A 25256-nucleotide genomic window follows, 5' to 3' on the forward strand; every position below is an offset into this window, starting at 1 on the left:
GCGTCAGGCGAGGCCGTCCGCCACCAGCCGCGCCGCCAGCGCGGCATAGGCCTCGGCCACCGCGCCATCCCCGGCCGCCACCGGCGTGCCCGCGTCCCCGGCAAGGCGCGTGTCCAGGTCAATCGGCAGCGCCGCCAATAGCGGCGCGCCCATCCGCTCCGCCTCGGCGGCGACGCCGCCATGGCCGAATATCTGCGTCTCGGCCCCGCATTGAGGGCAATGAAAGGTCGACATGTTCTCGATCAGGCCCAGCACCGGCGTGCCAAGGGTGCGGAACATGTCGATCGCCTTGCGCGCATCCAATAGCGCCACGTCCTGCGGCGTCGACACGATCAGCGCGCCGCTCAGCTCGGTCTTCTGGCACAGCGTCAGTTGCACATCCCCCGTGCCCGGCGGCAGATCGATGATCAGATCATCCAGCTCCCCCCATTGCACCTGCCCGATAAGCTGCTGCAACGCGCCCATCAGCATCGGACCGCGCCAGACGATCGCCTTGTCCTCTTCCACCAGCAGCCCGATCGACATCATCGTCACCCCGTGCAGGCGCAGTGGGATGATGCTTTGGCCATCGGGGCTGGCGGGGCGGGCCGTGGCGCCCATCATGCGCGCCTGCGACGGCCCGTAGATATCGGCATCCAGCAGCCCCACGCGCCGCCCCTGCCGCGCCAGCGCCACCGCAAGGTTGGCCGACACCGTGGATTTGCCGACGCCCCCCTTGCCCGACGCGACCGCCAGGATGCGCGCCACGCCCTCGGGCTTGATCGGGCCCTTCTGCGGCTGCGGGTGCTGCCCGATGGTCGGTGCCTCTGTGCCCTTGTCGGGGCCATGCGCCGTCAACGCCACGCTCACCGCCTCGACCCCGTCGATCTGCGCCACCGCCTGTTCGGCCGCGGCGCGCAGCGTCTCCATTCCGCGCGCCGCGTCCACGCTGGGCGCCTCCAGAACGAATCGCACGACGTCCCCCTCGGCGCCCCCCTCAATGCTCAGCGCGCGCACCATATCGCGCGAGACAGGATCGCCCCCGCCGGGCAGCGTTATGTGCCGCAGGGCCTGCTCAACCATCTTGCGCGTCACACTCATGCCTCTTCTCCCATCGTTGCCGCCGCAATTGGTGGCAGGTTTTCCCGCACAGGCAACCCCCGCCGAAAAAATGCGCAGGATCGGCGTATATCGCTCAAATTTTAGGTCAACCTTTCGTATGCATTTGCCGCATAGCAGCATTGCCGATCTATCCATTGTGCAGCCGCAGAAAGGACGTATATTCGATCTCAACAGCGCAGCAAAACGCCGCGCCAACGAATATAGACGAAAGAGAAACGAAGATGGCACACGTAACTCATATCCATACCGCTGCCCATCACGGCCTTTTCGACCGCGCCGCACAGGTGCTCAAGGGCCTTGGCGAACGCTATGCACGCTACCGCATCTACCGCGAGACGCTGAACGAGCTGGCAAGCCTGTCCAACCGCGAGTTGAGCGACATCGGCATGTCCCGCTCGCAGATCCGCTCGGTGGCATACGAACACGCATACGGGCCGCGCGCCTGATGCACCGGATCAGGGTTTCCTCTCCTCCTCCCTGGGAACCCTGAAATCAAGGCGGCGGCGTCTTCCTCCTCCCTGACGCCGCCGCGTTGAATACCGGCCCGTATTTCGGGCCACACAGAATACGGCGCATGCCCCTCCTCCTCCCTGGGCTTGGGTCGTAGAAAAGAAACGGCGGCTCCCTCTCCTCCTCCCTGGGCGCCGCCGTTTCCATTTTCCCCTCCCCGGTTTCATTTCCTAGCCCTCGATGCGAGCCGCGATGCGCCGTTTACGGGCGAACCCAAAGCCGGGCGAGCGCCTGCCCGTGGGGTGGCGCAGCAACGGTTTGGCAGCGCACGTTATCCCGGCCACACACATCTACCCTATCAACGGCAGCGCCCGGCCACCAAAGCGCCAGCCCGCCCGGACGGGCAGGCGCTCGCCCGGCGCCTTTGGCGCTATTCGGGCGGGGCCATAGCCCCATCCCGGGCGAAACCCGTGCCGCCCCGTCAGTTCACCGCGCGCGCCCGCCGCCGCCTTGCCGGGGCGACATCGCCCTGCCGCTGCGTCTGTTCAAGGCACTCGGCCAGCGTGCGCAGCGCCTCGCTTTCCTCGTCCACCGGGCCAAGCCGCGACAGGGCCTGCCCGGCCGCGTGCGCGGCGCTTTCGCCCTCGGGTACCGCCATCAACCAAGCCATGAACTGCGCCCGCGCCGCCTGCGGCCCTGCGCCCGGTGTGCCGCGCAACCGTGCGGCGATGGTGTCGATCGTCATGCTAATCCTTTCCGCCACGCCCCGTGGCCTTTGCTGCACAGGGTGTGATGCGGGAAATGCCGGCGCCAGACACGCGCCATTGGCGCCAGCCCAACGCAAGCCGTCCCCACCGCCCCCCGCGGTTCGACGTTTGCGCAAGGCTGGTTTCCGGGCTTGGGCGGGTGGGCCGGTGGTCGGATGGCCCGTGCATCCGGCGCCTTCCCGGGGCGCGCCTTGCCCCAGTGGCTTCTGCCGTCATGCATCCCGCCCCTACCGTTGCGGGGGCAGCGCCGGAATCTCACCGGCTTCCCAATTCTCCGCGCCGGGGGATCGCCCCCTTTGCGGCACCTTGCCCGATCACCCTAGCCGCGCACCCGCTGCCCGCGCAAGGCGAAACGCGCCGCCCCATGCGCGCTGAGCGGCATCGCCCCGCCTAGAACGGCACGTCATCCGCGCCGGTCACGAACCGCGCCACCACCTTCTTGGTGCCCGCCTTCTCGAACGCGATCTCCAGCTTGTCACCCTCGATCCCGGTCACCGCGCCATAACCGAATTTCTGGTGAAACACCCGCTCTCCGACGGTGTGGGCACTGCTGGCGGCGGCGTCGATCACCGGCGCGCGCGCCTCACGCGCCTGCGCCAAGGGCCTGCGGCCGCCGCGCTCTTGCAAGCGGCGCCAGCCGGGCGAGTTGTAGACATCCGCCCGCGCCGCGCGATCGTGCAGACCGCTGCCCGCGTCCTCCTCGGGCGCGCCGCCCCCGCCATAAAGGCCCGGCGGCGTCAGGACATCGACATGCTCGGGCGGCAACTCATCCACGAACCGCGAGGGCATCTGCGATTGCCACTGCCCGAACACCCGCCGGTTGCCCGCGAACGAGATGGTGCAAACCTCCTCGGCGCGGGTGATGCCGACATAGGCAAGGCGGCGCTCTTCCTCCAGACCCTTCAGCCCGGTCTCGTCCATCGAGCGCTGCGAGGGGAACAGGCCGTCCTCCCATCCCGGCAGGAACACGGCGGGAAATTCCAGACCCTTGGCCGCGTGCAAGGTCATGATGCTGACCTTCGGCTCGCCTTCGCCACTCTCGTTATCCATGATCAAGCTGACATGCTCCAGGAACCCCGACAGGTTCTCGAACCCCTCCAGCGCCTTGACCAGTTCCTTGAGATTTTCAAGCCGCCCCGGCGCCTCGGGCGTCTTGTCGGCCTGCCACATGCCCGTATAACCCGATTCGTCCAGGATGATCCCGGCCAGTTCCTCATGCGCGACATCGCCCGCCCCGGCCATCCGGCCCCAACGGTCCAGGCCATCGACTAGCTTAGACAGCTCCTTGGCGCCCTTGCCGCTCAACCCGCCTTCGGCCAACAGCCGCCGCGCCCCCTCCAGTAGCGGCACGCCATGCGTTCGCGCGCTGACCTGGATCTTCTGCTGCGCCTTGTCGCCCAGCCCCCGCTTGGGCGTATTCACGATCCGCTCGAACGCCAGGTCGTCCGAGGGGCTGACCACCAGCCGGAAATAGGCCATCGCGTCGCGAATCTCCATCCGCTCATAGAAGCGCGGCCCGCCGATCACCCGGTAGGGCAGGCCGATGGTCAGGAACCGATCCTCGAACGCGCGCATCTGGTGGCTGGCGCGCACCAAAATCGCCATATCGTCCAGCGAAAATGGGCGCATGCCACGGGTGCCGCGCTGCATCGCCTCGATCTCTTCCCCGATCCAGCGCGCCTCCTCCTCGCCGTCCCAATGGCCGATCAGGCGCACCTTCTCGCCGTCTTGCGCGTCGGTCCACAGGGTCTTGCCCAGCCGCCCCTCGTTGCCGGCGATCACCGCCCCCGCCGCAGCCAGGATATGCGGCGTCGAGCGATAATTCTGCTCAAGCCGCACCACATGCGCGCCCGGAAAATCCTTCTCGAACTTGAGGATGTTGCCCACCTCGGCGCCGCGCCAGCCATAGATCGACTGATCATCGTCGCCCACGCAACAGATATTGTGATGCCCCCCCGCCAGCAGCCGCAGCCACAGGTATTGCGCCACGTTGGTATCCTGGTACTCGTCCACGAGGATGTATTTGAACCGCCGGCGGTATTGCTCAAGCACATCGGGATGCGCCTGCAAGATCCCCACCACGTGCAGCAGCAGATCTCCGAAATCCACCGCGTTCAGATCGCGCAGCCGCTGCTGATACGCAGCATAAAGCGCGGGCCCTTTGCCATCGAACGCCCCCGCTTCCGCCGCCGGCACCGCCTCGGGCGTCCAGGCGCGGTTCTTCCACCCGTCGATCAACGCCGCCAGCGCCCGCGCGGGCCATCGTTTCTCATCCACCCCCGCAGCCGAGATCACCTGCTTCATCAGGCGGATCTGGTCGTCGCGGTCCAGGATCGTGAACCCGGATTTCAGCCCCGCCAACTCCGCATGCCGGCGCAGCAGCTTGACACAGATCGCGTGGAACGTGCCCAGCCACGGCATCCCCTCGATGCTGCGCCCCATCAACGTGCCGACACGCTCTTTCATCTCGCGCGCGGCCTTGTTGGTGAAGGTCACCGCCAGCACCTCATCGGCGCGCGCCCGCCCGGTGGCCAGCAGATGCGCGATTCGCGCCGTCAGGGCGCGGGTCTTGCCGGTGCCCGCCCCCGCCAGCATCAGAACCGGGCCATCCAACGCCTCGACCGCCGCGCGCTGCGCGGGGTTGAGGCCCTCCAGGTACGGCGCCGGACGCGCGGCCATCGCCCGTGCCGACAATGATGCGCCCTCAAAGGCGTCCTGTTCGTCGAAATCACTCATGCCCGGAACACTAGCGCGAAACGGCGGAGGGCGAAAGGCGTGTTCCCCATGCGTTCGCGCGAAAAATATGGCCCGGGGCGGAGTGCAAGCCGGGCAAGCGCCTGCCCGTGGGATGGCGCTGCAACGACTGTGCTGGGCACTTCATCCCACCACATACCTCCAACCTATCCACGGCAGCGCCCGGCCGCCAAAGCGCCAGCCCGCCGGGACGGGTCATGCTGAAAGCATGCCTCTGGCATGACCACTCGCCGGCGCCCTGCGGGCGCTATTCGGGCGCGCGCGCGCCCCAAGCCGGGCGCCTCGCTCTTGCCATTTCTCACCGGCGCGCCCCATTGTGCCGCATGGACCTGCATCAACGATATCCCGCCATCGCCGACCTCAAGGCCCGCGCGCGCCGACGCATCCCGTGGTTCGCCTTCGAATACCTCGATAGCGCGACCGGAACCGAGGCCACGCAAACCCGCAACCGCCGCATGCTGGACGAGGTGTTGCTGATGCCCTCGATCCTGCATGGCGAGTTCACCGCCGATCTGCGCACGCGCCTTCTGGGTCGCGACTACGCCCTGCCCTTCGGGATTAGCCCGGTGGGCATGTCCGGCCTCTTCTGGCCCGATGCCGAACGGCTGCTGGCCCGCGCCGCCACCGCCGCGGGGCTGCCCTACGGCCTGTCTACCGTCGCCAGCCGCCGCCCCGAGGATGTCGCGCCGGACCTCGATGGCAACGGCTGGTTCCAGATGTATCCGCCGCGCGATGCGGACATTCGCGCCGACATGCTGGCGCGGGCGCGCGATGCGGGGTTCTCCGCGCTGGTACTGACCGCCGATGTCCCGGTGGCCAGCCGCCGCGAACGCCAGACCCGCTCGGGCCTGACCAGCCCGCCGCGCCTGACGCCGCGCCTGATGGCACAGGTGGCGCGCTGCCCGGCCTGGGCGCTGGGCACGGCGCGGCTGGGCATGCCGCGGATGCGGCTGATCGACGACTACGCCGGTGCCGTCACCGGCCTCGGCTCGACCGAACACGCGGGCTACCTGCTGCGCACCTCGCCGGACATGGAATACCTGCATGCCCTGCGCGCGGCGTGGGATGGGCCGCTGATCGTCAAGGGGGTGCTCGATCCGCGCGACGTGCCCGCGCTTGAGGCGGCGGGCGTCGATGCGCTGTGGGTCAGCAACCACGCAGGCCGGCAGTTCGACGCCGCCCCCGCCAGCATCGAGGCCCTGCCCGCGATCTGCTCTGCGACGCGCCTGCCGCTGATCTTCGATAGCGGCATCGAGGGCGGTTTGGACATCCTGCGCGCGCTCGCGCTGGGGGCCGATTTCGTGATGCTGGGGCGCGCATGGCACTACGCGCTGGGCGCGCTGGGCGCGGCGGGGCCGGCGCATCTGGCCGATCTGCTCACCCGCGATCTGCACGCCAACATGGGACAGCTTGGCGCGCGCAGCCTGGCCGATCTTCCCGGCCGCCTGGCGCCGGCGCTTACCCCTCCTGGATGCTCTCCAGGTAAACCAGCAGCGCCGCCAGCGGACGCGGAACCGGCGTGAACTGCCCGTCGCCCACGTCCACCGGCACGGTTTCCCCGCGCAACAGCAGGCCAAACTCGGGCATATCCTGCGCCTGGTCCATGTCCATCCGCGTATAGCCGTCGATCGTGGACAGGACATCGGCCCGCGGGAATTCGCCACCCGCACGCGCCGCTATCCGCGTCAGGTCGGCCGGCGCGGGCGACAGCCCCGCCGCCATCGGCCCGTCCCCGCGCCCCGCCGGCCCGTGGCACAGCGCGCAATTCTTTGCATAAAGCGCCGCCCCCTCGGGCGGCAGCGGCATCTCGGGGGCGGCGCAGGCCGCGATAACCCCTGCCGCCACGGCGCTCATCGTCCAAATCCGCATGATATGCTCCTCGCGCTGCCTTGCCCCGTTTGCCCTAATCCTGCAGCGTTTCCAGGTAGGATACAAGATCGGCGATCGGCTTGCTGGTCATGATCGGCTGCCCGCTATCGGTGCGCAGGGCGATGTCCTGGCCCTCGAAAAACCCGCCGTAAACCGGCATCGGGCTGCCGTGGCTGACCAGCGGATCGCGCCCGTCGATGCGCTGCACCACACGGGCACGGGGAAACCGCCCCTCCCCGCCCGCCGACAGCGCCGTCAGATCGGTGGGCTGCAACACCAGAACCGTCGCCATCGGGCCGCCGCCCTTGGCCTCGATCCCGTGGCACGTCGCGCAAAACTCGAGGTAAAGTTCGCGCCCCTCACCCGCGTCGCCCGGCGGCTCCACGCTGTCGGCCGCGCCCACGCCTGCGCCGCCCGCAAGCGCCGCCAACGCGATCGCCGCCGCCCGGCCTGCCTTGGATATTTGCCATGTCATGATCGGCCCTCCTGCTGCTGCTGCACTCCTCCCACCATGCCAGAGCCCGCCGCCCCGCGCCTTGATCCCGATCAGACGCCAGGCGCGCGCACCCCGCATCAAGACGGGTGACAAGCCGCGCGCGCCGCGCCATGTTGGCCTGCGACACTAGCCAAGGAGACCCCCTCAATGAGCTTTGACACCGCCGCCGCACAGGAATTCCTGGCTCACGCCTTTGCCCCATGGGTGCAGGCGCTAAACCTCACCGTGGACGAGATCGGCCAGGACGAGGCGATACTGTCGATGCCGATCACCGACGACATCGCGCGCATCGGCGGGATTGTCTGCGGTCAATCGCTGGCCACCATGGCCGACACCGCCATGGTCATCGCCAGCGCCGGCCATTACGGGCAGCCCCGCCCGGTGGCCACGACCAACCTCGACACGCAGTTCCTGCGCCCCGGCAGCGGCACGCGCGTGCGCTGCACCGCGCGCGTGCGCCGCGCAGGCAAGGCGATGCTGTTCGCGCAAGCCGACATGCACGCCCTGCCCGATGACAAGCTGATCGCCTCGGCAACCGCCACCTTCTTTGTGCCGCCGCAATCCTCCTGACCGATCCCATAGAAAGGACCCCCGCGATGCCCGCCACCACGATCTATGCCCTGACAATGCTGGCCGCCGGTATCGGCATTCCCGTTCTGGCCGCCCTCAACGCAGCCCTTGGCACCCGCATGGCCGCACCGGCCGCCGCCGCCGCGATCCTGTTCGTCGTGGCCCTTGGCGCCACCATCGTGGTGCTGTTCGCCACCTCGGGGCCGCAGGCCCTGGCCCGCGCGGCGGGCGCGCCGCGGCATTTGTTCCTGGCCGGGCTGTTGGTGGCCTTTTACGTGCTGTCGATCACCTTTGTCGCGCCGCATTTCGGGGTCGGCAACGCGGTGTTCTTCGTGCTGCTGGGGCAGCTCCTCAGCGCCGCGCTGATCGACCATTACGGCCTCTTCGGCGCACAGCCCAGCGCCCTGACCCTCAGCCGCGCAGGCGGTATCGCGCTGATGGCGGCGGGTGTGTTCCTGACCCAGAAGGTGTGATGTCGCGGGCGCTGCGCTGTGGCCTCCTTGCCCAATAGGCCTCTGCATGGCCCCGCTCGTGGTGCGAAAAGAGGGCAGCGCCTGCCTGGGTAGGCGCTAATGCGCCCCGGTGCCAAAGGCGATACCATCGCGTAAACCGATACGTTTCAACAGGTTACCACGTTGAAAGCGCCTGCCGGGGGGCAGGCAGGCGCTACCCGGCGGTGCCGCCGGGCGGGACATCTCCGCACAGCCGAGCCCACCCTCGGGGCCGGGCGCGACCCTGACGGTGTGCCCAGCCTCAATAGCGCCCATTTCAAATGCCAGAACACCGGGCCCGCCCCCACCCCAACCGGAAAAAAACGTAACCCTATCGAAGTTTACCCTTGCAAGATGCACCGGAACCTCCCATGTAACGTGGGCTAACGTTATTCTTTTTCGACCACTGTCTCCCGATCTTCGGCGTTCAGTCTCTCGAGCTAGACCAACAACGCCGGGCTGCCGCACTACCGCGGGCAGCGATCAAAACAGGAGATTACGGATATGGCCAATGGCACCGTAAAGTGGTTCAACTCGACCAAAGGCTTCGGCTTCATCGCACCGGAAAGCGGCGGCAAAGATGTGTTCGTGCACATCTCGGCAGTCGAGCGTTCGGGCCTGACCGGCCTCGCAGACGACCAGAAAGTGACGTTCGACGTCGAAGCAGGCCGTGACGGCCGCGAGTCGGCAGTCAACCTCGCGCTGGCATAAGCTTTTCGAAGCTTCGAGAGTTTGAACGCGGCCCCCAAGTGGGGCCGCGTTTTTCGTTTGCGGGCGGTGGGCCGTGGCAAGCCGCGCGATCGCCGACCCGCCCCCTGGGGCGGCGATCGCGCGGCGCCTTCGGCGCTATTCGCGCGCGGACCACAGCCCGAAGCCGGGCGCGCGCCTGCCCGTGGGGGGGGCGCCGCAACGACTGAGCGAGGCACTTTATACCGGCCGCACACCTCCACCCTATCCACGGCAGCGCCCGGCCGCCAAAGCGCCAGCCCGCCGGAACGGGTCATGCTGAAAGCATGCCTCTGGCATGACCGCTCGCCCGGCGCCCGGCGGGCGCTATTCGGGCGCAGGCTCCCCGCCTAAACCTCAACCCACGCACTCAGATGCCCGATATCGGGCAGCACCATATCGGCCCACGGCGTCAGGTCCTCATGGCCCGCGGGGCCGGTCAGAACCCCCACCGTCTGCATCCCCGCCGCCCGCCCGGCGATCAAATCGTGGGGGCTGTCCCCCACCATCACCACCCGCCCCGGCCGCAGCCCCGTGGCCGCCGCGAAAGCCAGCAGCGGCCCCGGCTCCGGCTTGGCCCCGTGGCCGCTATCGAAGCCGGCGATAAACTCGAAATGCGCCGCCACGCCCGCGCTTTCCAAATGGGCATGGGCGCCAAACTCGGTATCGTTCGTCATCACGCCCAACCGCAGGCCCCGCCCCGTCAGCCCGCTCAGAAACGGCGCCAAGGGCACCGCCGGCGCCAGCGGCGCGCGCGCCGCGGTGATCATCAGGTACTGCTCGACCTCGTCCACATTCCGCCCCGGAAGGACGGAGCACAGCAGCTCCGCCGCCTCCCGGTTGGTGCCGGCGATAATCGGGCTTTCGGGATCGAACCGCCGCGTCTCCAGATCATACCGCGCCGCCCCCGCGATCGCACCCGCCAGCGCCGCATCGCCACCCGACAGCGTCTCGATCACGTCCGCGACCCAGACATCCCAGGTGGCCCGGAAATCGAACAAGGTGCCATCCTTGTCAAACAGAACTCCATCCACTTTCATCGCCTGCCACTCCATCCGCACCCATTTCCCGAAGCCAGCAAACTGACGTGGCGACAGCCCCTTTGCAAGCGACTTTCAGTTGACTTTGCCCGCGCAATCCTGTGGCGTATGGTCATGACAACCACGGGTCCATATCGGCTACACGCCTCACTCGGCTATCACCTCTCGCTCGCCGCCCGCCTGCAAGAGCGCCGGCTTGATGAGCAGCTCAGAACGCTGGGCTTGACCCGAACCAGTTGGTGTATCCTGCTGGCCGTCGGCAACGAGGGGCTGTGCCAGCCCTCGGATATCGCCAGTTTCGTCGGCGTGGACCGCACCGCAACCTCGCGCGCGCTCCGGCAGATGGAGGCGCAGGGCCTCCTCGCCCGCAAATCGGGCACCGACGACCGGCGCACCCGCCGGGTCGAGCTGACGGATCTCGGCCGCGACCGGATCGCCAAGGCCACGCCCTACGCCCGCGAAAACGCCCGCAAGCTCTCCTCCGCCCTGGCCGAGGGCGAAGAGGCCGAATTGATGCGCCTTCTATGCAAATTGCAGCGCGCCGAGGATGTCGTCCTCAAAACCCTCTAGAGCGCCAATTCACACTCAGGTCCAGTTCACCTGCGCCCCGCCCGGCAACGCCATCCGCGCGGCCATGGGCCGGTCATATGGCGCCCCGACACTGTCGCAAAACCCCACCACCCAGGCATCGTCAAGCATCAGGAAATCCAGCACCGACGCCAGGAACGCCGGGTCGCCCGCGTTGCCGCGCAATTCATCTGCCCCGACCCCCGTCGAGCCCATGAAAACCGGCAGCAATTCCTCGTTCCCCAGCAGCCAGCCAAGCGCTTCAAGCGCAAAGATTTCGGCCTGTTCCACAGAAAGCGTCATATTTTACCTATTTCAGAAAGGAATTCTTAACCTATCGCATGAAAATTGGGAGGCACAAGATCGCAGTGACCGAAACGGAGTCCGCGCAAAATGCCCGGGAATGTTCTGATCGTGGACGACATAGCAACCAACAGGATCATCCTGCGGGTCAAGCTGGCCGCGGCATTCTATCAAGTCACCCAGGTGCAAAGCGGTCAGCAGGCGTTGACGTATCTGAAAACCCATCAGCCCGACCTCGTCTTCGTCGCCAGCCACCTGCCCGACATGACCGGGCTGGAGCTATGCAGCAAGATCGCGGCGCGCACACTGGGGCGCCGCTTGCCGATCCTGATGACCGCGCGGCGGATGGATGCGGCCCTGCGTATTGCCGCCCTGCAAGCGGGCGCGGTGGATGTTCTGGCGCTTCCCATCGACGATGTGATGTTGCAGGCGCGGTTGCGCGGCCTGATGCGCAGTCGCGATACCACGGAAGAGCAGTATCTGCGCGACGAAACCACCCGGGCCCTGTGTTTTGCCGACGCCGCGCGCCCCTATGCGCTGGCTGCGCGAATTGCCTTTATCTCGTCGAGCTTCAGCAAGGCAGAGGCGGTGCGAAGCGGCCTTCCCAAACGCTGGCGCGCAAAGGCATGCTGTCACACGGGCGCAAGCTTCTGGAGTTCGGTTGACGACGGCCCCGCGCCGGATGTCTGCGTGGTGACGATAGATGCGCGCGCGCCCACCAAGGGGTTGCGCCTGCTGGCCGGGCTGCGGTCCCTGCCGGGCACGCGCCACGCGGCGATCCTTGCGGCGGTGGAAGGGTCAAATCCGCAATGCGGCGCCGACGCGCTGGACCTGGGGGCGAACGATCTGATCGATGAAGACGCCGACCGGCAGGAGATGATCCTGCGGTTGGACAGGCTGATCGCGCGAAAGAACATGGCGGACAGGGTGCGCCAAAGCGTTGAAAGCGGCCTGCGCGCGGCGCTGACCGATCCGCTGACGGGCCTTTACAACCGCCGCTACGCGATGCCGCACCTAGGCCGGATGGCCGACATCGCCGTCAGCAGCGGGCGCGGCTTCGCCGTCATGGTGGCCGATCTGGACCATTTCAAAACGATCAATGACAGGCATGGCCACGCCGCCGGCGATGCGGTTTTGATGGAAGTGGCGCAGCGCCTGCGCGACAATGTCAGGCCGAATGACCTGGTGGCCCGGATCGGCGGCGAGGAGTTCCTGATCGCGATGCCGGACACCGACAAACAGCAGGCGCAGGCAACCGCAAGCCGCCTGTGCCGCGTGGTTGGAACGCGGCCCTTCGCCGCCCCCGGCACCGGCGTGGCATTGCCGGTCACCATGTCCGTCGGCGTGGCCGTTGGCCCCCGCACCGCCCCGGGAACGCCGGTCGAGGCGCTGTTGGAACAGGCCGATCGCGCGCTTTACGGCGCCAAGGCCTGCGGCCGCAACCAGGTCACGCTCAGCCAGACCGCCGCGTGACATTACCGGGCGGGGCAGGCATCGCCGATCAACGCCGCGCCGCCGCGCCGCCGTTTTCGATCGACAGCACCTCTTGCAGGCGGTCGGCATAGGCCGCGCGCTCCTGCGGGGTCATCCGGGCAAGGCGGTCCTGCATGAACCGCTGGCCCAGCTTTTGCCGCGCAAGCCCGGCCTGCATCTGGCGCGTCATGATCTCTTGCACCTGTTGCGGATCATAGGGCTTGGCCCGCAGGGCGCGCAGCATCGCATCGAAATCCGCGCGCATCCGCTCTGCACGCCGGGCGCGCGTCTCGGGCTTTCGCTCGGCGTGCATGGCCCGCCAGATCGCGCGCCGGTCCTCGCGGCTCAGGGCGCGCACATAGGCGCTGCCGGGGCGCTCAGTAGCCATTGAGTGCGGGCGCGCGCCCCCCCATGGACCGTGGCGCAGCACCGCGCCCGCCACCATGCCCGCCACCGCCAGGTTCACGGCAAGCGACACCACCAGCGCGGCTTTCATCCAGCGCGGCGCGCCCCGCTTTGGGCCATTCTCGGCGTCAGACATCGTTCAATCCTTCCTCGTCCACCAATCCCTCGTCGAGCGCGAAATCCGGCATCAGATCCACCACATAGGCCTGTTTCCCACCGCCCAGAACCTCGGCGCCGAATGTGCCGAGCGCGGCAGGCGGGTACGCGCCCAGCCACACCCCCGCCAGCGTCGCCGCCGCCAGGCTCGCGCCCGCGGGCCAGCCGCCAATCGCCGCCAATGCGCGCGCCCATGTGAGCCGGCCCCGCGCCCGGCGCGGCTGCGCGGCAGCGGCCGCTGCGCCCTGCTCCTGCGCGGCGCGGGCATCGTCAAGCACGCGCGCCATCAACGCGTCCGATGGGGCCGGCGATTGCTTGCGGGCCGCCTCGAAATAGGCCTCCAGCCCGGTCTTGTCGTCGTCATGTTCAGTCATCGCCAAACCCCAATTCCGCGCGCCTGCCGGCCAAGGCCGCGCTTAGCGCTCTCTTGCCCCGGGCGGTTAGACTTTCGACCGCCTCGGTGCTGATGTCCATGATCCCGGCAATCTCGGGATTGCCCAGACCCTCGATATGACGCAGCACCACCGCCTGCCGCTGCCGATCCGGCAAGGCCGCCAGCGCCGCGTGCAATGCCGCCACCCGCTGGCGGTCCTCGATCCCGCTCAACGCACCGGGCGCCTCATCCGGCGGCTCGGCCACGTCGTCCAGGGCCACCGCCCGCGCCTTGCGCTGCCGGTCCATGCATAGGTTCGCCACCACGCGGTATAGCCACGTCGTCACCCGCGCCTCGCCCTGCCGCCACTCGGGTGCGATGCGCCACAGGCGCAGCATCGCCTCCTGCGCGACATCCTCCGCCTCGGCCCGGTCCCCGCCCAGAAGGCGCAGCGCATGGCCGTACACCACCGGCGTAAGCCGCTGCGTCAGCACGCGCGCCGCGTCGGCATCACCGCCGGCAAACAGGATCAGCAGGGCATCATCGGACACCTCGCCAAGGGCATCAAAGGGCATATCCATCGTCCTTTTGCCGTATCCTTTCGCCGCGGGGCTGGCAATCGTGCTGCGTGCGCCCCCGGCCCGCGCGCGTTTGCGGCTCGGCCGGGGGCAAGGGGCGTCACCGGTCGCAGCCGCTCCACATGCCGCCGCCCGTCTTGCTGCCCATGCCGTGGTGACCCTTGCCACCATAGCCGCCGCGCGACATCGGGGCGCTGTCGAACTCTTCCTTGGAAATGGCCCCGTCGCCGTCAGTGTCGAACCGGGCCATCATCCGCCCCTCGGGGGTGGGCGGCCCCATCTCGTCCGCCGACAAGACGCCGTCGCCATCGGCGTCGCGCGCCGTGATCATGCGTTCCGCGCGGGCCTGCATGCGGGCCTGCATCCGCTCGGCCATCTGCGCGGTCACTTCCTCGGCGCTCAGGGTGCCGTCGCCGTCGGTGTCGGCCTTGGCAAAGCGCGCCTTGATGCCGGCGGTGATCTCGTCGCGGGTGACGCTGCCATCGCCGTTCGCGTCGATCTCGTCGAACTGCATCATCGGCGCGTGTGCCCCCTTCATCGTGCCATACCCTTGCCCGGCGGCCCAAACGGCGGTGCCACCAAGGGCCAGTGCGGCAATCGCGGTCAGTGTCAGTGCGCGTGTCATCTGCGTTATCTCCTGTAATTTCATCGTCCGGCCCGCGGCGCGGACCCAAGCCCCTGATCGGTGGCTTGTGAAGGGTTAAACGCGGCAGGCCGGGGTTTCCGTCGCACGCCGTGCCACACGCTCACGCATCCGTGATCGGCCCCGCGCCCGCCGCGCCTCGCGACATCACGACGCAAGACAGCGCAGGGGGGTTTCTCTCGGGGCTGATTTGGCCGATAACGTGGCCCTGCACATGTTAAGAGGCCCCGACATGACCGATCAACAGCACGATGCGCAAACGCGTGCCGTCAAACCCGCGATGTGGAACGGCTGGCGCCGTAAATGCCCCAACTGCGGCAATGGCCCCCTTCTAAGCGGATACCTGAGCGTGCGCGACACCTGCCCCGTGTGCCGCGAGGAACTGCACCATCAACGCGCAGATGATGGCCCCGCGTACCTTACGATCCTGATCGTGGGACACCTGATGGCGCCGCTCCTGCTGATCGTGTTCGAGGCGTGGCGCCCCGAGCCGATGGTCCTCTTTACCATCTTCGCTATTGGCACGGTTGCGCTGTCGCTTTACCTTTTGCCGCGACTGAAAGGGGCGATGATCGGGTTGCAATGGGCCAAGCGCATGCACGGGTTCGCAAATTCCGCATGAGCCCGGTATCGCAGAGGCCCCGATGACACCTGACAAAAGCGCCATCCGCAACGCCGCCACGGTGATCGTCCTGCGCGACCGGATGCGCGATCCGCATGTCCTGATGGGGCAGCGCGGCGCGGGCGCCGCGTTCATGCCCAACAAGTTCGTCTTTCCCGGCGGCGCGGTGGATGCGGGCGACACCGACGTGCCGCTGGCCACGCCCCTGCCGCAGGTGTGCCGCGATCGCCTGGCCGAGGCATCGGCGCCCGACCTGGCGCATGCCCTGGCCTGCGCCGCGATCCGCGAGCTGTGGGAGGAAACGGGCCTGGTGCTGGGAACGCCCGGCGAATGGTCCGCGCCCCCGCCCGAGGATTGGCGCAGCTTTGCCGCCACCGGCCATTTGCCCGCCGCACATCCCCTGCAGTTCGTGTTCCGCGCGATCACCCCGCCGGGGCGTCCGCGCCGGTTCGACGCGCGGTTTTTCCTGGTGGACGCCGATGAAGTGGCCAGCGACCTCGATGATTTCGATGCCGCCTGCGATGAGCTTTCGCACCTGCAATGGATCGCCCTGCCCCGCGTGCGCGAGTTCGATCTGCCGTTCATCACCGAAGTGGTCCTGGCCGAGGTCGCCGCGCGCGCCCATGACCCGCGCCCGCCCGAAAACGTGCCGTTCTTTCGCAACGACGACGAAGAAAGCCTGTTCTTGCGCCTCAAGGGCTATCGCCCCACCGACTGATCCCCGCGCCTTAGCCCAGCCAAACCAGCGCGACGATGCTGCCGGTCAAAAGGGCGATGCCGACCGCCTCGCGCGGTGTCACCCGTTCGCGGAATATCAGCATTGAGGCGATAAGCGAAAAGATCACTTCGACCTGCCCCACGGCAAAGACCAGCGCGGCGTTTTGTAGCGTGAACGCGGTGAACCAGCACAGGCTGCCCGCCAGCCCCGCCAACCCGATCCAGACCGCGCCGCGCCACGCGCTCGCCACCCGCGCCAACTGCCCCGGCTCGCGCCACATCAGCCAGGCCGACATCGCAACCGTCTGCGACAGCGTCACCGCCGCCAGCGTCAGCACCGCGCGCAGCAGCGCGTCGTCGCTGTCCACCTGCAAGGTCGCGCCGCGGTAGCACACCGCCGACACCGCAAACAGCGCCCCCGACAACAGGCCAAGACCCGCGCTTGGGTTCAATAGCTTGCGCAGGCGCCCGCCGGTGCCCGATGGCAGCTCCGACAGGGCCAGCACCCCGATAAGGCCCAGCACGATCGCGCCGACCGCCGGCGCCGACACCCGGTCGCCCAACACCAGCAACCCCACGAGGGCGGTTTGCACGACCTCGGTTTTCTTGAGGGTGATCCCGACCGCGAAGTTGCGCCGCGCAAAAAGAGCCACGACGCACCACGTCGCCCCGATCTGCGCGCCGCCCCCGATCAGCGCATAGGCCCAGAACCCCGGCCCCAGCGCTGGCATCGCCGCGCCGCCAAGCGCCAGCACCGCCAGCCCCGCCACAAAGGGCGCCGAGTAGACGAACCGCGCAAACGTCGCGCCGCCCGCCGACAGCGCCCCCATGCTCAACCGCTTTTGCAGGACAAAGCGCAGCGTCTGGAACGCGGCAGCCGCGATAGATAGGAAAATCCAAGCCATGGGCGCGCTTATCGCGCCAAATCAGCGCCTGCGCCAGAGCGGATGCGGCACCGGGTCCTTGGACCGCCAGAAATAGCGCCGGAACACCTCGCCGTAGGACCGATAGGCGTACCCCTCGTTGCGCGACAGGTAGCGCGCCCGGTTCCCGAAATAGAGCGCGGGCAAACGATACCACGGCACTCGCGGATGCATGTGGTGGACCACGTGCAGGTTGTTGTTGAGAAAAATCAGCGCCAGCGGCCCGCGATCCTCGATGATCACGGTGCGGCCGCGCGCGCGCTCATGCGCCTGGTGCTCAAGGAAGGTGCGGATCTTCAGGATCGACAAGCCCCCATAAGCGCCCAGGACATAGGCCCAGACCGGCATCTGCGCCACTGCCCACAGCCACCACAGCACCGGCAGCAGCGCCGGAATATGCCACAGCCATCCCGCCAGCACCCGCCGGTCGCCCGCGCGGATCGCCCGCCAGTCCGACGCCATGAACGCGACCTGCCCCACCAGCGGCCCCAGCAGCAACCGACCCGCCAGCGTGTTGTTGACCGCCAGTACCGCCTGCATGGGCCGGCGCAGCCCGGCCCACACCTCGGGGTCAAGGTAGTTGCTTTCGGGGTCATCATAGGGGTCCGTCAGGATCGCATCGACATGATGCGCCAGGTGCGTGTCGCGAAACCGCAGGTACGGCACGAACAGCGTCAGCGCGGGAAACACCAGCGCCGCGTTCAACCGCTGTGACCCGAACGGGTGCCCGTGGATCACCTCGTGGCTAAGCGAGGAATGCAGCGCCACCGCCACCATCGTGAGCGCGATACCGATCGGCAGGAACCACGCCGCCACCCACGTCGTGGCCAGCGCCCACAAGCCATAGCACAGCACCAATAGGCCCAATGTGGGCCATTCGATCCCCCTGGGCGTGCGCCGGGGATCAGCCATGCCAGCGTCCCCAGTCAATCCGCGTCCAGACCCGCTCGTAGATCACGTACATGGTTAGCCCGACGCCGGTGTTGACCACCGCCATGGCCCCCCCGACAGCCGCCGATCCGGTCAGAATGAGCCCCACGAGGCCCATCGTGATCAAACCGATGGCGTTCCATACAAGGGCTTTCACAAGCGTACGCGCTCGCGTTTCCATGACACCTCCAATTTGCTTTGGGTCACGGAAACGATACCCCCGACCTGCACCGCGCGTGAATTCTGAAAATGATTAACAATTCTCTGCAAACGTGATATTTATCACCATATGAGAGAAATTATCGACAAACGTTTGCGTGCCTCGCAATTCCGCCAACGCCTCGCCACCGCGATGCGCGACAAGGGCACCAGCCAAAGCCACCTCGCCCGCGTGATCGGCGTGGATCGCTCGACCATATCGCAGCTCCTCAAGGGAACCGGAGCGCGCCTGCCCAATGCGCAGGTGGTGGGCGAATGCGCCGCCGCCCTCGGCGTCTCGGCCGATTGGCTGCTGTCGCTGTCGGACAGACCCGAAAGCGCGGCGGACATGCTGGCCAGCACGCTCAAACTGACCGAGGCACCGCGCGCCCTTGTCGATCAGCAGATCTTCGATTGGCACAAGGAGGCGGCCGGCTACAAGATCCGGCACGTCCCCGCCGCCCTGCCCGACATGCTCAAGACGCAATCCATGCTGGAATGGGAATACTCGCCCCACCTTGGCCGCACCGCCAGCCAGGCCGTCGGCGCCAGCCAGGACCGCCTGACATGGATGCGCGGCTCGTCCTCGGATTACGAGATCGCCCTGCCCCTGCACGAGATGGAAGGCTTCGTCAGCGCAACGGGCTACTACGCCGGGCTGTCGCGCGACTTGCGGCTTGAGCAGATCGACCGCTTTCTCGAGCTGCACGAGCAGTTCTATCCACGCCTGCGTGTCTACCTCTTTGATGCGCGGCGGGTGTTCTCCTCGCCGGTGACGATCTTCGGGCCGCTCTTGGCGGTGCTCTATGTCGGGCGCAACTACGTCGCCTTCCGCGATAGCGAACGGGTGCAAGCCTTTACCGCCCATTTCGACGGGCTGGTGCGCGAGGCATCGATCACCGCGCGCGGGCTAAGCGATCACTTGCAGGCCCTGCGCGCCACGATCGCCTGATCACCCCGGCTGCGGCGCGTGCCCCACCGCGCGCCCGCCCCGCCCGGGCGCCGGCAGATCGGCCTGCGCCGCCGCGATCCGCGACAGCGCCCCCTGCATCGCAGGCGGCACCTCACACGCCTGCCGCGTATCAAGCGCGACATGGATCAACATGTGCTCTCCCGTCGCCAAAAGGCGCTCGTCTGACTTCATCTCGTGCCACAGATGCATCTTGCGCGGCCCCGCCATCAACACCCGGCTTGTCACCGTGATCGGCGTGCCAAGGCGCGCCTCGGACACGTGGCACAGATGGCTTTCAGCGGTGAAAAAGCTATGCCCCGCCGCGACATAGCCCCGGTCGCACCCAATCAGCTCCATCATCCGGTCGGTCGCATGGCCGAACGCCTCAAGATAGCGCGCCTCGGTCATGTGACCGTTGAAATCAAGCCAATCGGGCGGCACCGCCCGGTTCACCGTCAGGATCGGGCGCGACAGGTCCGCCACATCCTCCAGCCGCCGCACCAACCCTGCATCTGCCGCGCGCGCGGCGTCGTGCGCGTTTTGGACCGCGCCCGCGCCCCACCCCTGATCGGCCAGCATCCGGATCATGCCCGACAGGTTCACGTCGCGCTGCTGCTCCAGCGCGCGCAAGCACATGTGCCCCGATTGCGCATCCGATTGCGCCGCGATCATCTCGGCCAGTTCCTCTGTCATCTCGGGCACATCCATCAGCCGCGTCCATGGCCATTTGAGCGCCGGACCGAACTGCGCGATGAAATGCTTCATCCCTGCCTCGCCCCCCGCGATGCGGTAGGTCTCGAACAAACCCATCTGCGCCCATCTCAGCCCAAAGCCAAGCCGAATCGCATCGTCGATCTCTTCCGTGGTGGCAACGCCGTCGCGCACCAGCCACAGCGCCTCGCGCCACACCGCCTCAAGCAGGCGATCAGCGATATGCGCGTCGATCTCGTCGCGCGGTTGCAGCGGATGCATGCCCAGCCCGCGCAGGGTCTCCGCCGCCCGCGCGACCATGTCCGCCGGGTTTTGCGGGCTGGCCACCAGCTCGACCAGCGGTAGAAGGTAGACCGGGTTGAACGGGTGCGTCACGACGATCTGTTCGGGCCGCGTGGCGCAACCCTGCAACTGTGACGGGCGGAACCCCGACGTGGACGAGCCGATCACCGCACCCGCGTCGCAATGGGCCTGCACCGCCTGGTACACCTTGCGCTTGAGCGCGAGGCGCTCGGGCACGCTTTCCTGTATCCACTCGGCCCCGTCGACGGCCTCGGGGATCGTCGCGTGCCACGTCAATCGCCCCTCGGGCGGCAGCGCCACGCGCCCCAGCCCCGGCAGGGCAAGGCGGGCGTTTTCCAAAACCTCGGACAGCTTGCGCTCGGCCTCCGGGTCCGGATCGAACACGCGCACGTCCCAACCATTAAGCAAGAACCGCGCGGCCCACCCGCCGCCGATCACGCCGCCGCCGATAATCGCTGCTGTCTTTTGCGTCATGTGGTCGTTTCCGCATCTTTCGGGTCGCCGGACCGCGCCCCCGGGTGTCAATTTCGGCCCATCCCAATTCATCCCGAATGACAGGAGACAAAGGATGGAGATTCAGTTCATCGGCCTTCCCACCGCGCAGGTCGCCCGCATCCGCAAGGACCGTCTGGATGCCTATGGCAACCCGGTCGAGGTGCACCGCGCACAAGGTGGCGCATACCCGTGCCGCCATTGCCTCGGCAACACGCCGGAAGGGCACGATTACCTGATCCTCGCATGGCGCCCGTTTCGCTCGACCAATCCCTATGCTGAAACCGGCCCGATCTTTCTGTGCGCGGATGAGTGCCACGCGGCGAAACCGTCATCGCAGGTGCCCGCCATGCTGCGCGCGCCGTCCTATATCCTGCGCGGCTATACCGAGGATGAGCGCATCCTCTACGGAACCGGCCAGATCGTGCCGACCCCGGACATCCCCGCCCATGCGCGCGACCTTCTGAAGAACCCGCAAATCGCGTTCGTGGATATACGCAGCGCCACGAACAACTGCTTCCAATGCCGCGTCCTGCGGGGGTGATTTCATACCGACGCAATACCGACGCGTTACCGACGTGATACCGCACGCCTTTCACACCGGTGCCCGCTTGGTCAGGCCCAGCTTCTTGCGCACGTCCTCGGGGCCGATGACGCGGGCGCCCATCCGCTCAATAATGCCAACCGCGCGCTCCACCAGTTGCGCGTTGGTCGCCAGAACGCCCTTGTCCAGGTACAGGTTATCCTCAAGCCCGACGCGCACATGTCCCCCCGCCAGAACGCTGGCGGCGACATAGGCCATCTGGTCGCGACCCAGTGAAAAAGCGCTGAAATGCCAATCGGTTGGCACGTTGTTCACCATCGCCATGAAGGTGTTCAGATCGTTGGGCGCCCCCCACGGCACCCCCATGCAAAGCTGCACCAGCGCAGGCGCCTCCAGCACCCCGTCGGCCACCAGTTGCCGCGCATGCCACAGTTGCCCGGTATCGAAGGCCTCGATCTCGGGCACAACGCCAAGCGCGGTGATGCGGCGGCCCATCTCCTGCAACATGCCGGGGGTGTTGGTCATCACGTAATCGGCCTCGGCAAAGTTCATCGTGCCACAATCCAACGTGCAAATTTCCGGAAGGCAATCAACAACATGCGCCAACCGCGCCTCGGCGCCGATCATGTCCGTCCCCTGGGCCAGTGGCAGCGGCGCATCAGGGCCGGAAAACACCATGTCCCCGCCCATCCCCGCCGTCAGGTTCAAAACCACGTCCACCTCCGCCGCGCGGATACGCTCTGTCACCTCGCGGTAAAGCGCCACATCTCGCGCCGGCGCGCCGGTGTCCGGGTCGCGCACGTGGCAATGCACCACCGCCGCGCCGGCCTTCGCCGCCTCGATCGCGCTCTCGGCGATCTGCGCGGGGCTGCATGGCACGTGCGGGCTACGGTCCTGCGTGCCCCCCGATCCGGTCACGGCGCAGGTGACGAACACGTCCCGGGTCATGGTCAGTGGCATGGCGCGCCTCCTGTCTGGATCAATAAGGCATGGGATGCGCCCGGTGCAGCGCGTCGATTTCCTCAAGCACCACGGGCGATAGCACCAGGTCCGCCGCGCCAAGCGCATGATCAAGCTGCGACAGCTTCGTTGCCCCGAAAATGACCGAGGTCATGAAGGGCCGCCCCGCCGCCCACGCCAGCGCCATTTGCACCGGGTCCAGCCCGTGATCACGCGCCAGCTCAAGGTAGGCCGCAACCGCATGAAAGGCGCGCGCGGTCTTGCGCCCGCCCAGTGTCTCGTTGAACGTCATGCGCGATCCGTCAGGCACCGCGCCATCCTGGTACTTGCCCGTGAGCAACCCCGCCGCCAGCGGCGAAAACGCCAACAGGCCAACGTCCTCGTTCACCGCCACCTCGGCCAGGTCGGTATCGAACATGCGGCACAGCAGCGAATATTCGTTCTGGATCGACGCCACCCTTGGCCAGCCCCGCGCATGCGCCAATGTCGCCCACATCGTCGTGCCCCAGGCGGTCTCGTTCGACAGGCCAAAGTGGCGGATGTTGCCCTTGTCCACCTGCCTTTGCAGCGCCTCCAGCGTGTCCTCCATATGGGCGATCGTATCTGCACGGTCCTGCCCCGACGGGTCATAGCTCCAGTTCTGCCGAAACATGTAAGACCCGCGATTGGGCCAGTGGAACTGGTACAGATCTATGCAATCTGTTTGCAGGCGCCTGAGCGATCCCTCGATCGCCTGCGGGATCGTGGCCGAGGTGATCGGCGCTCCGCCCCGGGCGTGCATCATCCCCTCGCCCGAATGCTTGGTGGCCAGCACATAATCGCCCCGCCGCCCCGGGTTGGCGGCGTTCCAGGTGCCGATCACCTCCTCGGTGCGGCCAATGGTTTCCGCCGCCACCGGGTTCACTGGGTACATTTCCGCCGTATCGACGAAGTCAATCCCGCGCTCCAGCGCCATGTCCATCTGTGCATGGGCATCGCGCTCGGGGGTTTGCGTGCCCCATGTCATCGTGCCCAGGCACAATTCGCTGACCGACAGGCCAGTCCGGCCAAGGGGGTTGGATTTCATCGCCAATCTCCGTGTTGTTCGCACGCGCAAGATGAAAGGCCCCCTGCCGAATGGCAAGGGGCCTTCCGCGCGGTATGGTGCGCCAGCCCCGCTTAGGGCCGGATATACAGATACCCTTCGGATTGCAGTTGCGCGATGCGCACGACGCCGCCCTCGTCGCGGCGCACGAAATCCGACAGCAGATCGCTCAGCGACACCGCCTGCGCATTCATGGTGTTGCCGCACGCCTCGAAGCGCACGCCGTCCTCCTGCAACGCCTCGACGCGCGACATCACCTGCGCGCTGGCCTGCATCTCGTGGAACGACTTGAGCGCGGGGCCATGCGCGACCAGCACGATCTCGACATTCTCGGGGCCGCCAACGCCCTTGATGTGGTTGGCGATATTGCCCAGTGCGAACCCGACCTTGTCGATTTCCGAGACGTGGTAGACCACCTTGTGTTTCTCGCCCGCCTGCGCGGGGCCCATCAGCCCCCCCAACGACACGATCACGGCCAGGATTGCTGCGAATCTGAACATAGTGCTTTTCCTCCCTGTTTTTCGGCGCTTTTGCGCCCTCCCCCTGCCGCCTCCCGCGACAGGGCTCCTGCGACAGCTTGCCACAGTTTCCCGGCCATTCATATTCACGAAATCATTTTCGTGCGCGCCATTTCGCATTTCCCCGCCGCGCGGAAAAAACGACGCCGCAACTGTCGCATCCGGGGTGGTAATCGGTGCCCGTCATGCGATGGTAGCCGCACTATGCGCCTGATCATCTCTTTCGCCGCCCTGTTCCTGTCCGTCATCTTGCTACAGCTTTCCACCGGGGGCGTGGGGCCGCTCGATGCGCTGTCCGGCGTCGTGCTGGACTTCACAACCGCCGAGATCGGCCTTCTGGGCTCGGCCCATTACGTGGGGTTCTTCATCGGCTGCTGGTGGGCGCCGCGGCTTATGGGCTCGATCGGGCACAGCCGCGCCTTTGCCGCCTTCACCTCGGCGGGGGCGATCGGCCTGATTTCGCACATGCTGGTGATCGACCCGTGGGCTTGGACCGCGATGCGCGTCGCCTCGGGGCTGTGCGTGGCCGGCTGCTACACGGTGATCGAGGCATGGCTGCAATCACGCGTCACCAATGCCACGCGCGGGCGCACGATGGGCAGCTACCGCGTGGTGGACATGGGCGCGTCACTGGTCGCGCAAATGCTGATCTCCGTGCTCGAGCCGGCCTCCTACGTGTCCTACAACCTGCTGGCGCTGCTGTGTTGCGCGGCGCTTCTGCCCGTCACCCTGACCCGCACCGAGCAGCCCGAAACGCCCCAAACCCCGCGCCTGCGCCCTATGCTGGCGATCACGCGCTCGCCGCTGGCGGGGGCGGCGGTGATCGTGGCGGCGTTGTCCAGCGCATCGTTCCGCATGGTTGGCCCGCTCTATGGTCAGGGCGTGGGCCTTGCCGCCGACCAGATTGCCTATTTCCTGGCCGCATTCGTCGCCGGCGGGGCGCTGGCGCAGATCCCGGTGGGGTGGCTGGCGGATCGCTATGATCGCCGGCTTGTCCTCATCTGGCTGTCGGTGGCCGCAATCGGCAGTTGCACCCTGACCGCGCTGACCCATGATCTGAGCACCGTGCAGATCCTGCTGACGGCGGGGCTGTTCGGGCTCACGACATTCCCCATCTACTCGGTCGCGGCGGCGCATGCGCATGACTACGCCGAGACCTCGGAACGGGTCGAACTGTCCGCCGCACTGATGTTCTTCTTCGCGATCGGGGCCATCGCGGCGCCGCTGATGGCGTCATGGCTGATCGCCGCGTTCGGCCCGCCCGCCATGTTCGTGATGATCGCAGTTGGGCATGCCGTCCTCGTGGTGTTCGGTATCTTGCGCATGCGCGTGCGCGGCCCGGCGGACAAGCGCACGCGCTATATCTGGTCGCCGCGCACCTCGTTCCTGATCGGGCGGCTGACCGGACAAACCCGCGACGACCAATAGCACCCGCCCACCTTCCGGTTGTGGGGAGCAATTGTGACCTGTTGCTGTCGTTGAAGCCTTGCACCAATGCGCGGTTTCAAGGCGCTGCGCGGCTCCTCAACCGGTCGCCCAA

At 67.3% G+C, this 25256-nt stretch carries 30 protein-coding genes and 1 riboswitch; of the genes, 12 read left to right on the plus strand and 18 right to left on the minus strand.

Translation table 11 applies throughout. From position 1 onward, the window contains the following. Nucleotides 1–3 precede the first annotated feature (3 nt). A complete protein-coding gene (locus G568_RS0113520) occupies nucleotides 4–1080 on the minus strand; it encodes an Mrp/NBP35 family ATP-binding protein (RefSeq protein ID WP_026758542.1) in 1077 nt (358 codons plus the stop codon). A 242-nt stretch (nucleotides 1081–1322) separates the two neighbouring features. Between G568_RS0113520 and G568_RS0113525 the strand changes: the two genes are divergently transcribed. Then, nucleotides 1323–1547, plus strand: a complete 225-nt coding sequence (locus tag G568_RS0113525; protein ID WP_026758543.1) for a DUF1127 domain-containing protein — start codon at nucleotides 1323–1325, stop codon at nucleotides 1545–1547. A gap of 485 nt (nucleotides 1548–2032) precedes the next feature. Here the strand turns inward: G568_RS0113525 and G568_RS0113530 are convergent, their stop codons facing one another. Continuing rightward, a complete protein-coding gene (locus G568_RS0113530) occupies nucleotides 2033–2296 on the minus strand; it encodes a hypothetical protein (RefSeq protein WP_026758544.1) in 264 nt (87 codons plus the stop codon). 121 nt (nucleotides 2297–2417) lie between these two features. Then, nucleotides 2418–2642: riboswitch (cobalamin riboswitch) on the minus strand. A gap of 66 nt (nucleotides 2643–2708) precedes the next feature. Then, nucleotides 2709–5054, minus strand: coding sequence for an ATP-dependent helicase (locus G568_RS0113535; RefSeq protein WP_026758545.1), 2346 nt, complete (start codon nucleotides 5052–5054; stop codon nucleotides 2709–2711). A gap of 341 nt (nucleotides 5055–5395) precedes the next feature. Here G568_RS0113535 and G568_RS18855 point away from each other — a divergent pair, with 341 nt between their 5' ends. Beyond that, on the plus strand, nucleotides 5396–6595 hold the full coding sequence (locus tag G568_RS18855; RefSeq protein WP_051203000.1) for an alpha-hydroxy acid oxidase: 1200 nt from the start codon (nucleotides 5396–5398) through the stop codon (nucleotides 6593–6595). Here G568_RS18855 and G568_RS0113545 read toward each other — a convergent pair. Together G568_RS0113545 and G568_RS0113550 are read right to left on the minus strand one after the other, a co-directional pair. Further along, the gene (locus tag G568_RS0113545; RefSeq protein ID WP_037374167.1) at nucleotides 6531–6941 is read right to left on the minus strand and encodes a c-type cytochrome; all 411 of its coding nucleotides are present in this window, start codon (nucleotides 6939–6941) and stop codon (nucleotides 6531–6533) included. The genes G568_RS18855 and G568_RS0113545 overlap by 65 nt on opposite strands. Nucleotides 6942–6975: 34 nt before the next feature. Continuing rightward, the gene (locus G568_RS0113550; RefSeq protein ID WP_051203001.1) at nucleotides 6976–7416 is read right to left on the minus strand and encodes a c-type cytochrome; all 441 of its coding nucleotides are present in this window, start codon (nucleotides 7414–7416) and stop codon (nucleotides 6976–6978) included. Between the two features lie 168 nt (nucleotides 7417–7584). Here G568_RS0113550 and G568_RS0113555 point away from each other — a divergent pair, with 168 nt between their 5' ends. From G568_RS0113555 to G568_RS0113565, 3 genes are all read left to right on the plus strand, one after another. Continuing rightward, complete coding sequence (locus G568_RS0113555; protein WP_026758548.1) at nucleotides 7585–8007, plus strand: PaaI family thioesterase; 423 nt, start codon at nucleotides 7585–7587, stop codon at nucleotides 8005–8007. Between the two features lie 26 nt (nucleotides 8008–8033). Continuing rightward, complete coding sequence (locus G568_RS0113560) at nucleotides 8034–8480, plus strand: DMT family transporter (RefSeq protein WP_026758549.1); 447 nt, start codon at nucleotides 8034–8036, stop codon at nucleotides 8478–8480. Between the two features lie 522 nt (nucleotides 8481–9002). After that, nucleotides 9003–9209: a cold-shock protein gene (locus tag G568_RS0113565; protein WP_026758550.1), complete on the plus strand. Its 207-nt coding sequence runs from the start codon at nucleotides 9003–9005 to the stop codon at nucleotides 9207–9209. Nucleotides 9210–9574: 365 nt separating this feature from the next. Here the strand turns inward: G568_RS0113565 and G568_RS0113570 are convergent, their stop codons facing one another. Beyond that, on the minus strand, nucleotides 9575–10264 hold the full coding sequence (locus G568_RS0113570) for an HAD family hydrolase (RefSeq protein WP_026758551.1): 690 nt from the start codon (nucleotides 10262–10264) through the stop codon (nucleotides 9575–9577). A gap of 114 nt (nucleotides 10265–10378) precedes the next feature. Here G568_RS0113570 and G568_RS0113575 point away from each other — a divergent pair, with 114 nt between their 5' ends. Beyond that, the gene (locus G568_RS0113575; RefSeq protein WP_026758552.1) at nucleotides 10379–10834 is read left to right on the plus strand and encodes a MarR family winged helix-turn-helix transcriptional regulator; all 456 of its coding nucleotides are present in this window, start codon (nucleotides 10379–10381) and stop codon (nucleotides 10832–10834) included. A 15-nt stretch (nucleotides 10835–10849) separates the two neighbouring features. On the opposite strand, the gene G568_RS0113580 is transcribed toward G568_RS0113575, so the two are convergent. Further along, nucleotides 10850–11134, minus strand: coding sequence for a DUF3572 domain-containing protein (locus G568_RS0113580; RefSeq protein WP_026758553.1), 285 nt, complete (start codon nucleotides 11132–11134; stop codon nucleotides 10850–10852). 90 nt (nucleotides 11135–11224) lie between these two features. On the opposite strand from G568_RS0113580, the gene G568_RS0113585 reads away from it, so the two are divergent. Continuing rightward, the gene (locus tag G568_RS0113585) at nucleotides 11225–12607 is read left to right on the plus strand and encodes a diguanylate cyclase (protein ID WP_026758554.1); all 1383 of its coding nucleotides are present in this window, start codon (nucleotides 11225–11227) and stop codon (nucleotides 12605–12607) included. 28 nt (nucleotides 12608–12635) lie between these two features. On the opposite strand, the gene G568_RS0113590 is transcribed toward G568_RS0113585, so the two are convergent. The 4 genes from G568_RS0113590 to G568_RS0113605 form a co-directional block, all read right to left on the minus strand. Further along, nucleotides 12636–13148, minus strand: coding sequence for a periplasmic heavy metal sensor (locus tag G568_RS0113590; protein WP_026758555.1), 513 nt, complete (start codon nucleotides 13146–13148; stop codon nucleotides 12636–12638). After that, nucleotides 13141–13542 carry a hypothetical protein gene (locus tag G568_RS18860; protein ID WP_051203003.1) on the minus strand — a complete coding sequence of 134 codons (402 nt, stop codon included), beginning with the start codon at nucleotides 13540–13542 and terminating at the stop codon, nucleotides 13141–13143. Before G568_RS18860 ends, G568_RS0113590 begins: the two co-directional genes overlap by 8 nt. Beyond that, nucleotides 13535–14122, minus strand: a complete 588-nt coding sequence (locus G568_RS0113600; RefSeq protein WP_026758556.1) for an RNA polymerase sigma factor — start codon at nucleotides 14120–14122, stop codon at nucleotides 13535–13537. Before G568_RS0113600 ends, G568_RS18860 begins: the two co-directional genes overlap by 8 nt. Nucleotides 14123–14219: 97 nt before the next feature. Beyond that, nucleotides 14220–14744: an EF-hand domain-containing protein gene (locus G568_RS0113605; RefSeq protein ID WP_084627406.1), complete on the minus strand. Its 525-nt coding sequence runs from the start codon at nucleotides 14742–14744 to the stop codon at nucleotides 14220–14222. Nucleotides 14745–14994: 250 nt separating this feature from the next. Here G568_RS0113605 and G568_RS0113610 point away from each other — a divergent pair, with 250 nt between their 5' ends. Together G568_RS0113610 and G568_RS0113615 are read left to right on the plus strand one after the other, a co-directional pair. Then, on the plus strand, nucleotides 14995–15384 hold the full coding sequence (locus G568_RS0113610; RefSeq protein WP_026758558.1) for a DUF983 domain-containing protein: 390 nt from the start codon (nucleotides 14995–14997) through the stop codon (nucleotides 15382–15384). Nucleotides 15385–15406: 22 nt separating this feature from the next. After that, a complete protein-coding gene (locus tag G568_RS0113615; RefSeq protein ID WP_026758559.1) occupies nucleotides 15407–16102 on the plus strand; it encodes an NUDIX hydrolase in 696 nt (231 codons plus the stop codon). 10 nt (nucleotides 16103–16112) lie between these two features. On the opposite strand, the gene G568_RS0113620 is transcribed toward G568_RS0113615, so the two are convergent. From G568_RS0113620 to G568_RS0113630, 3 genes are read right to left on the minus strand one after another with little or no spacing between them, the layout of a single operon-like run. Next, nucleotides 16113–17006, minus strand: coding sequence for a DMT family transporter (locus G568_RS0113620; RefSeq protein ID WP_037374172.1), 894 nt, complete (start codon nucleotides 17004–17006; stop codon nucleotides 16113–16115). A 21-nt stretch (nucleotides 17007–17027) separates the two neighbouring features. Further along, a complete protein-coding gene (locus G568_RS0113625) occupies nucleotides 17028–17936 on the minus strand; it encodes a fatty acid desaturase (RefSeq protein WP_026758561.1) in 909 nt (302 codons plus the stop codon). Next, a complete protein-coding gene (locus tag G568_RS0113630; RefSeq protein ID WP_026758562.1) occupies nucleotides 17929–18135 on the minus strand; it encodes a DUF2061 domain-containing protein in 207 nt (68 codons plus the stop codon). The genes G568_RS0113625 and G568_RS0113630 overlap by 8 nt, the downstream gene beginning before the upstream one ends. A gap of 108 nt (nucleotides 18136–18243) precedes the next feature. On the opposite strand from G568_RS0113630, the gene G568_RS0113635 reads away from it, so the two are divergent. Beyond that, complete coding sequence (locus G568_RS0113635) at nucleotides 18244–19104, plus strand: helix-turn-helix domain-containing protein (RefSeq protein WP_026758563.1); 861 nt, start codon at nucleotides 18244–18246, stop codon at nucleotides 19102–19104. Here the strand turns inward: G568_RS0113635 and G568_RS0113640 are convergent, their stop codons facing one another. After that, a complete protein-coding gene (locus G568_RS0113640; protein WP_026758564.1) occupies nucleotides 19105–20592 on the minus strand; it encodes a carnitine 3-dehydrogenase in 1488 nt (495 codons plus the stop codon). Nucleotides 20593–20686: 94 nt separating this feature from the next. On the opposite strand from G568_RS0113640, the gene G568_RS0113645 reads away from it, so the two are divergent. Continuing rightward, the gene (locus tag G568_RS0113645) at nucleotides 20687–21154 is read left to right on the plus strand and encodes a DUF1203 domain-containing protein (RefSeq protein WP_026758565.1); all 468 of its coding nucleotides are present in this window, start codon (nucleotides 20687–20689) and stop codon (nucleotides 21152–21154) included. 51 nt (nucleotides 21155–21205) lie between these two features. Here G568_RS0113645 and bcoG read toward each other — a convergent pair whose 3' ends face one another. The 3 genes from bcoG to G568_RS0113660 all read right to left on the minus strand — a co-directional run bounded on the left by bcoG (nucleotide 21206) and on the right by G568_RS0113660 (nucleotide 23698). After that, on the minus strand, nucleotides 21206–22114 hold the full coding sequence (bcoG, locus tag G568_RS0113650; protein WP_026758566.1) for a 3-dehydrocarnitine:acetyl-CoA trimethylamine transferase BcoG: 909 nt from the start codon (nucleotides 22112–22114) through the stop codon (nucleotides 21206–21208). A 19-nt stretch (nucleotides 22115–22133) separates the two neighbouring features. After that, complete coding sequence (locus G568_RS0113655) at nucleotides 22134–23180, minus strand: aldo/keto reductase (protein ID WP_026758567.1); 1047 nt, start codon at nucleotides 23178–23180, stop codon at nucleotides 22134–22136. A 92-nt stretch (nucleotides 23181–23272) separates the two neighbouring features. Continuing rightward, nucleotides 23273–23698: a DsrE family protein gene (locus G568_RS0113660; RefSeq protein ID WP_026758568.1), complete on the minus strand. Its 426-nt coding sequence runs from the start codon at nucleotides 23696–23698 to the stop codon at nucleotides 23273–23275. 222 nt (nucleotides 23699–23920) lie between these two features. On the opposite strand from G568_RS0113660, the gene G568_RS0113665 reads away from it, so the two are divergent. Beyond that, on the plus strand, nucleotides 23921–25144 hold the full coding sequence (locus G568_RS0113665; protein WP_026758569.1) for an MFS transporter: 1224 nt from the start codon (nucleotides 23921–23923) through the stop codon (nucleotides 25142–25144). The last annotated feature ends 112 nt before the right edge of the window (nucleotides 25145–25256 follow it).

It is taken from the genome of Sediminimonas qiaohouensis DSM 21189, from assembly GCF_000423645.1.
Taxonomy (GTDB): domain Bacteria; phylum Pseudomonadota; class Alphaproteobacteria; order Rhodobacterales; family Rhodobacteraceae; genus Sediminimonas; species Sediminimonas qiaohouensis.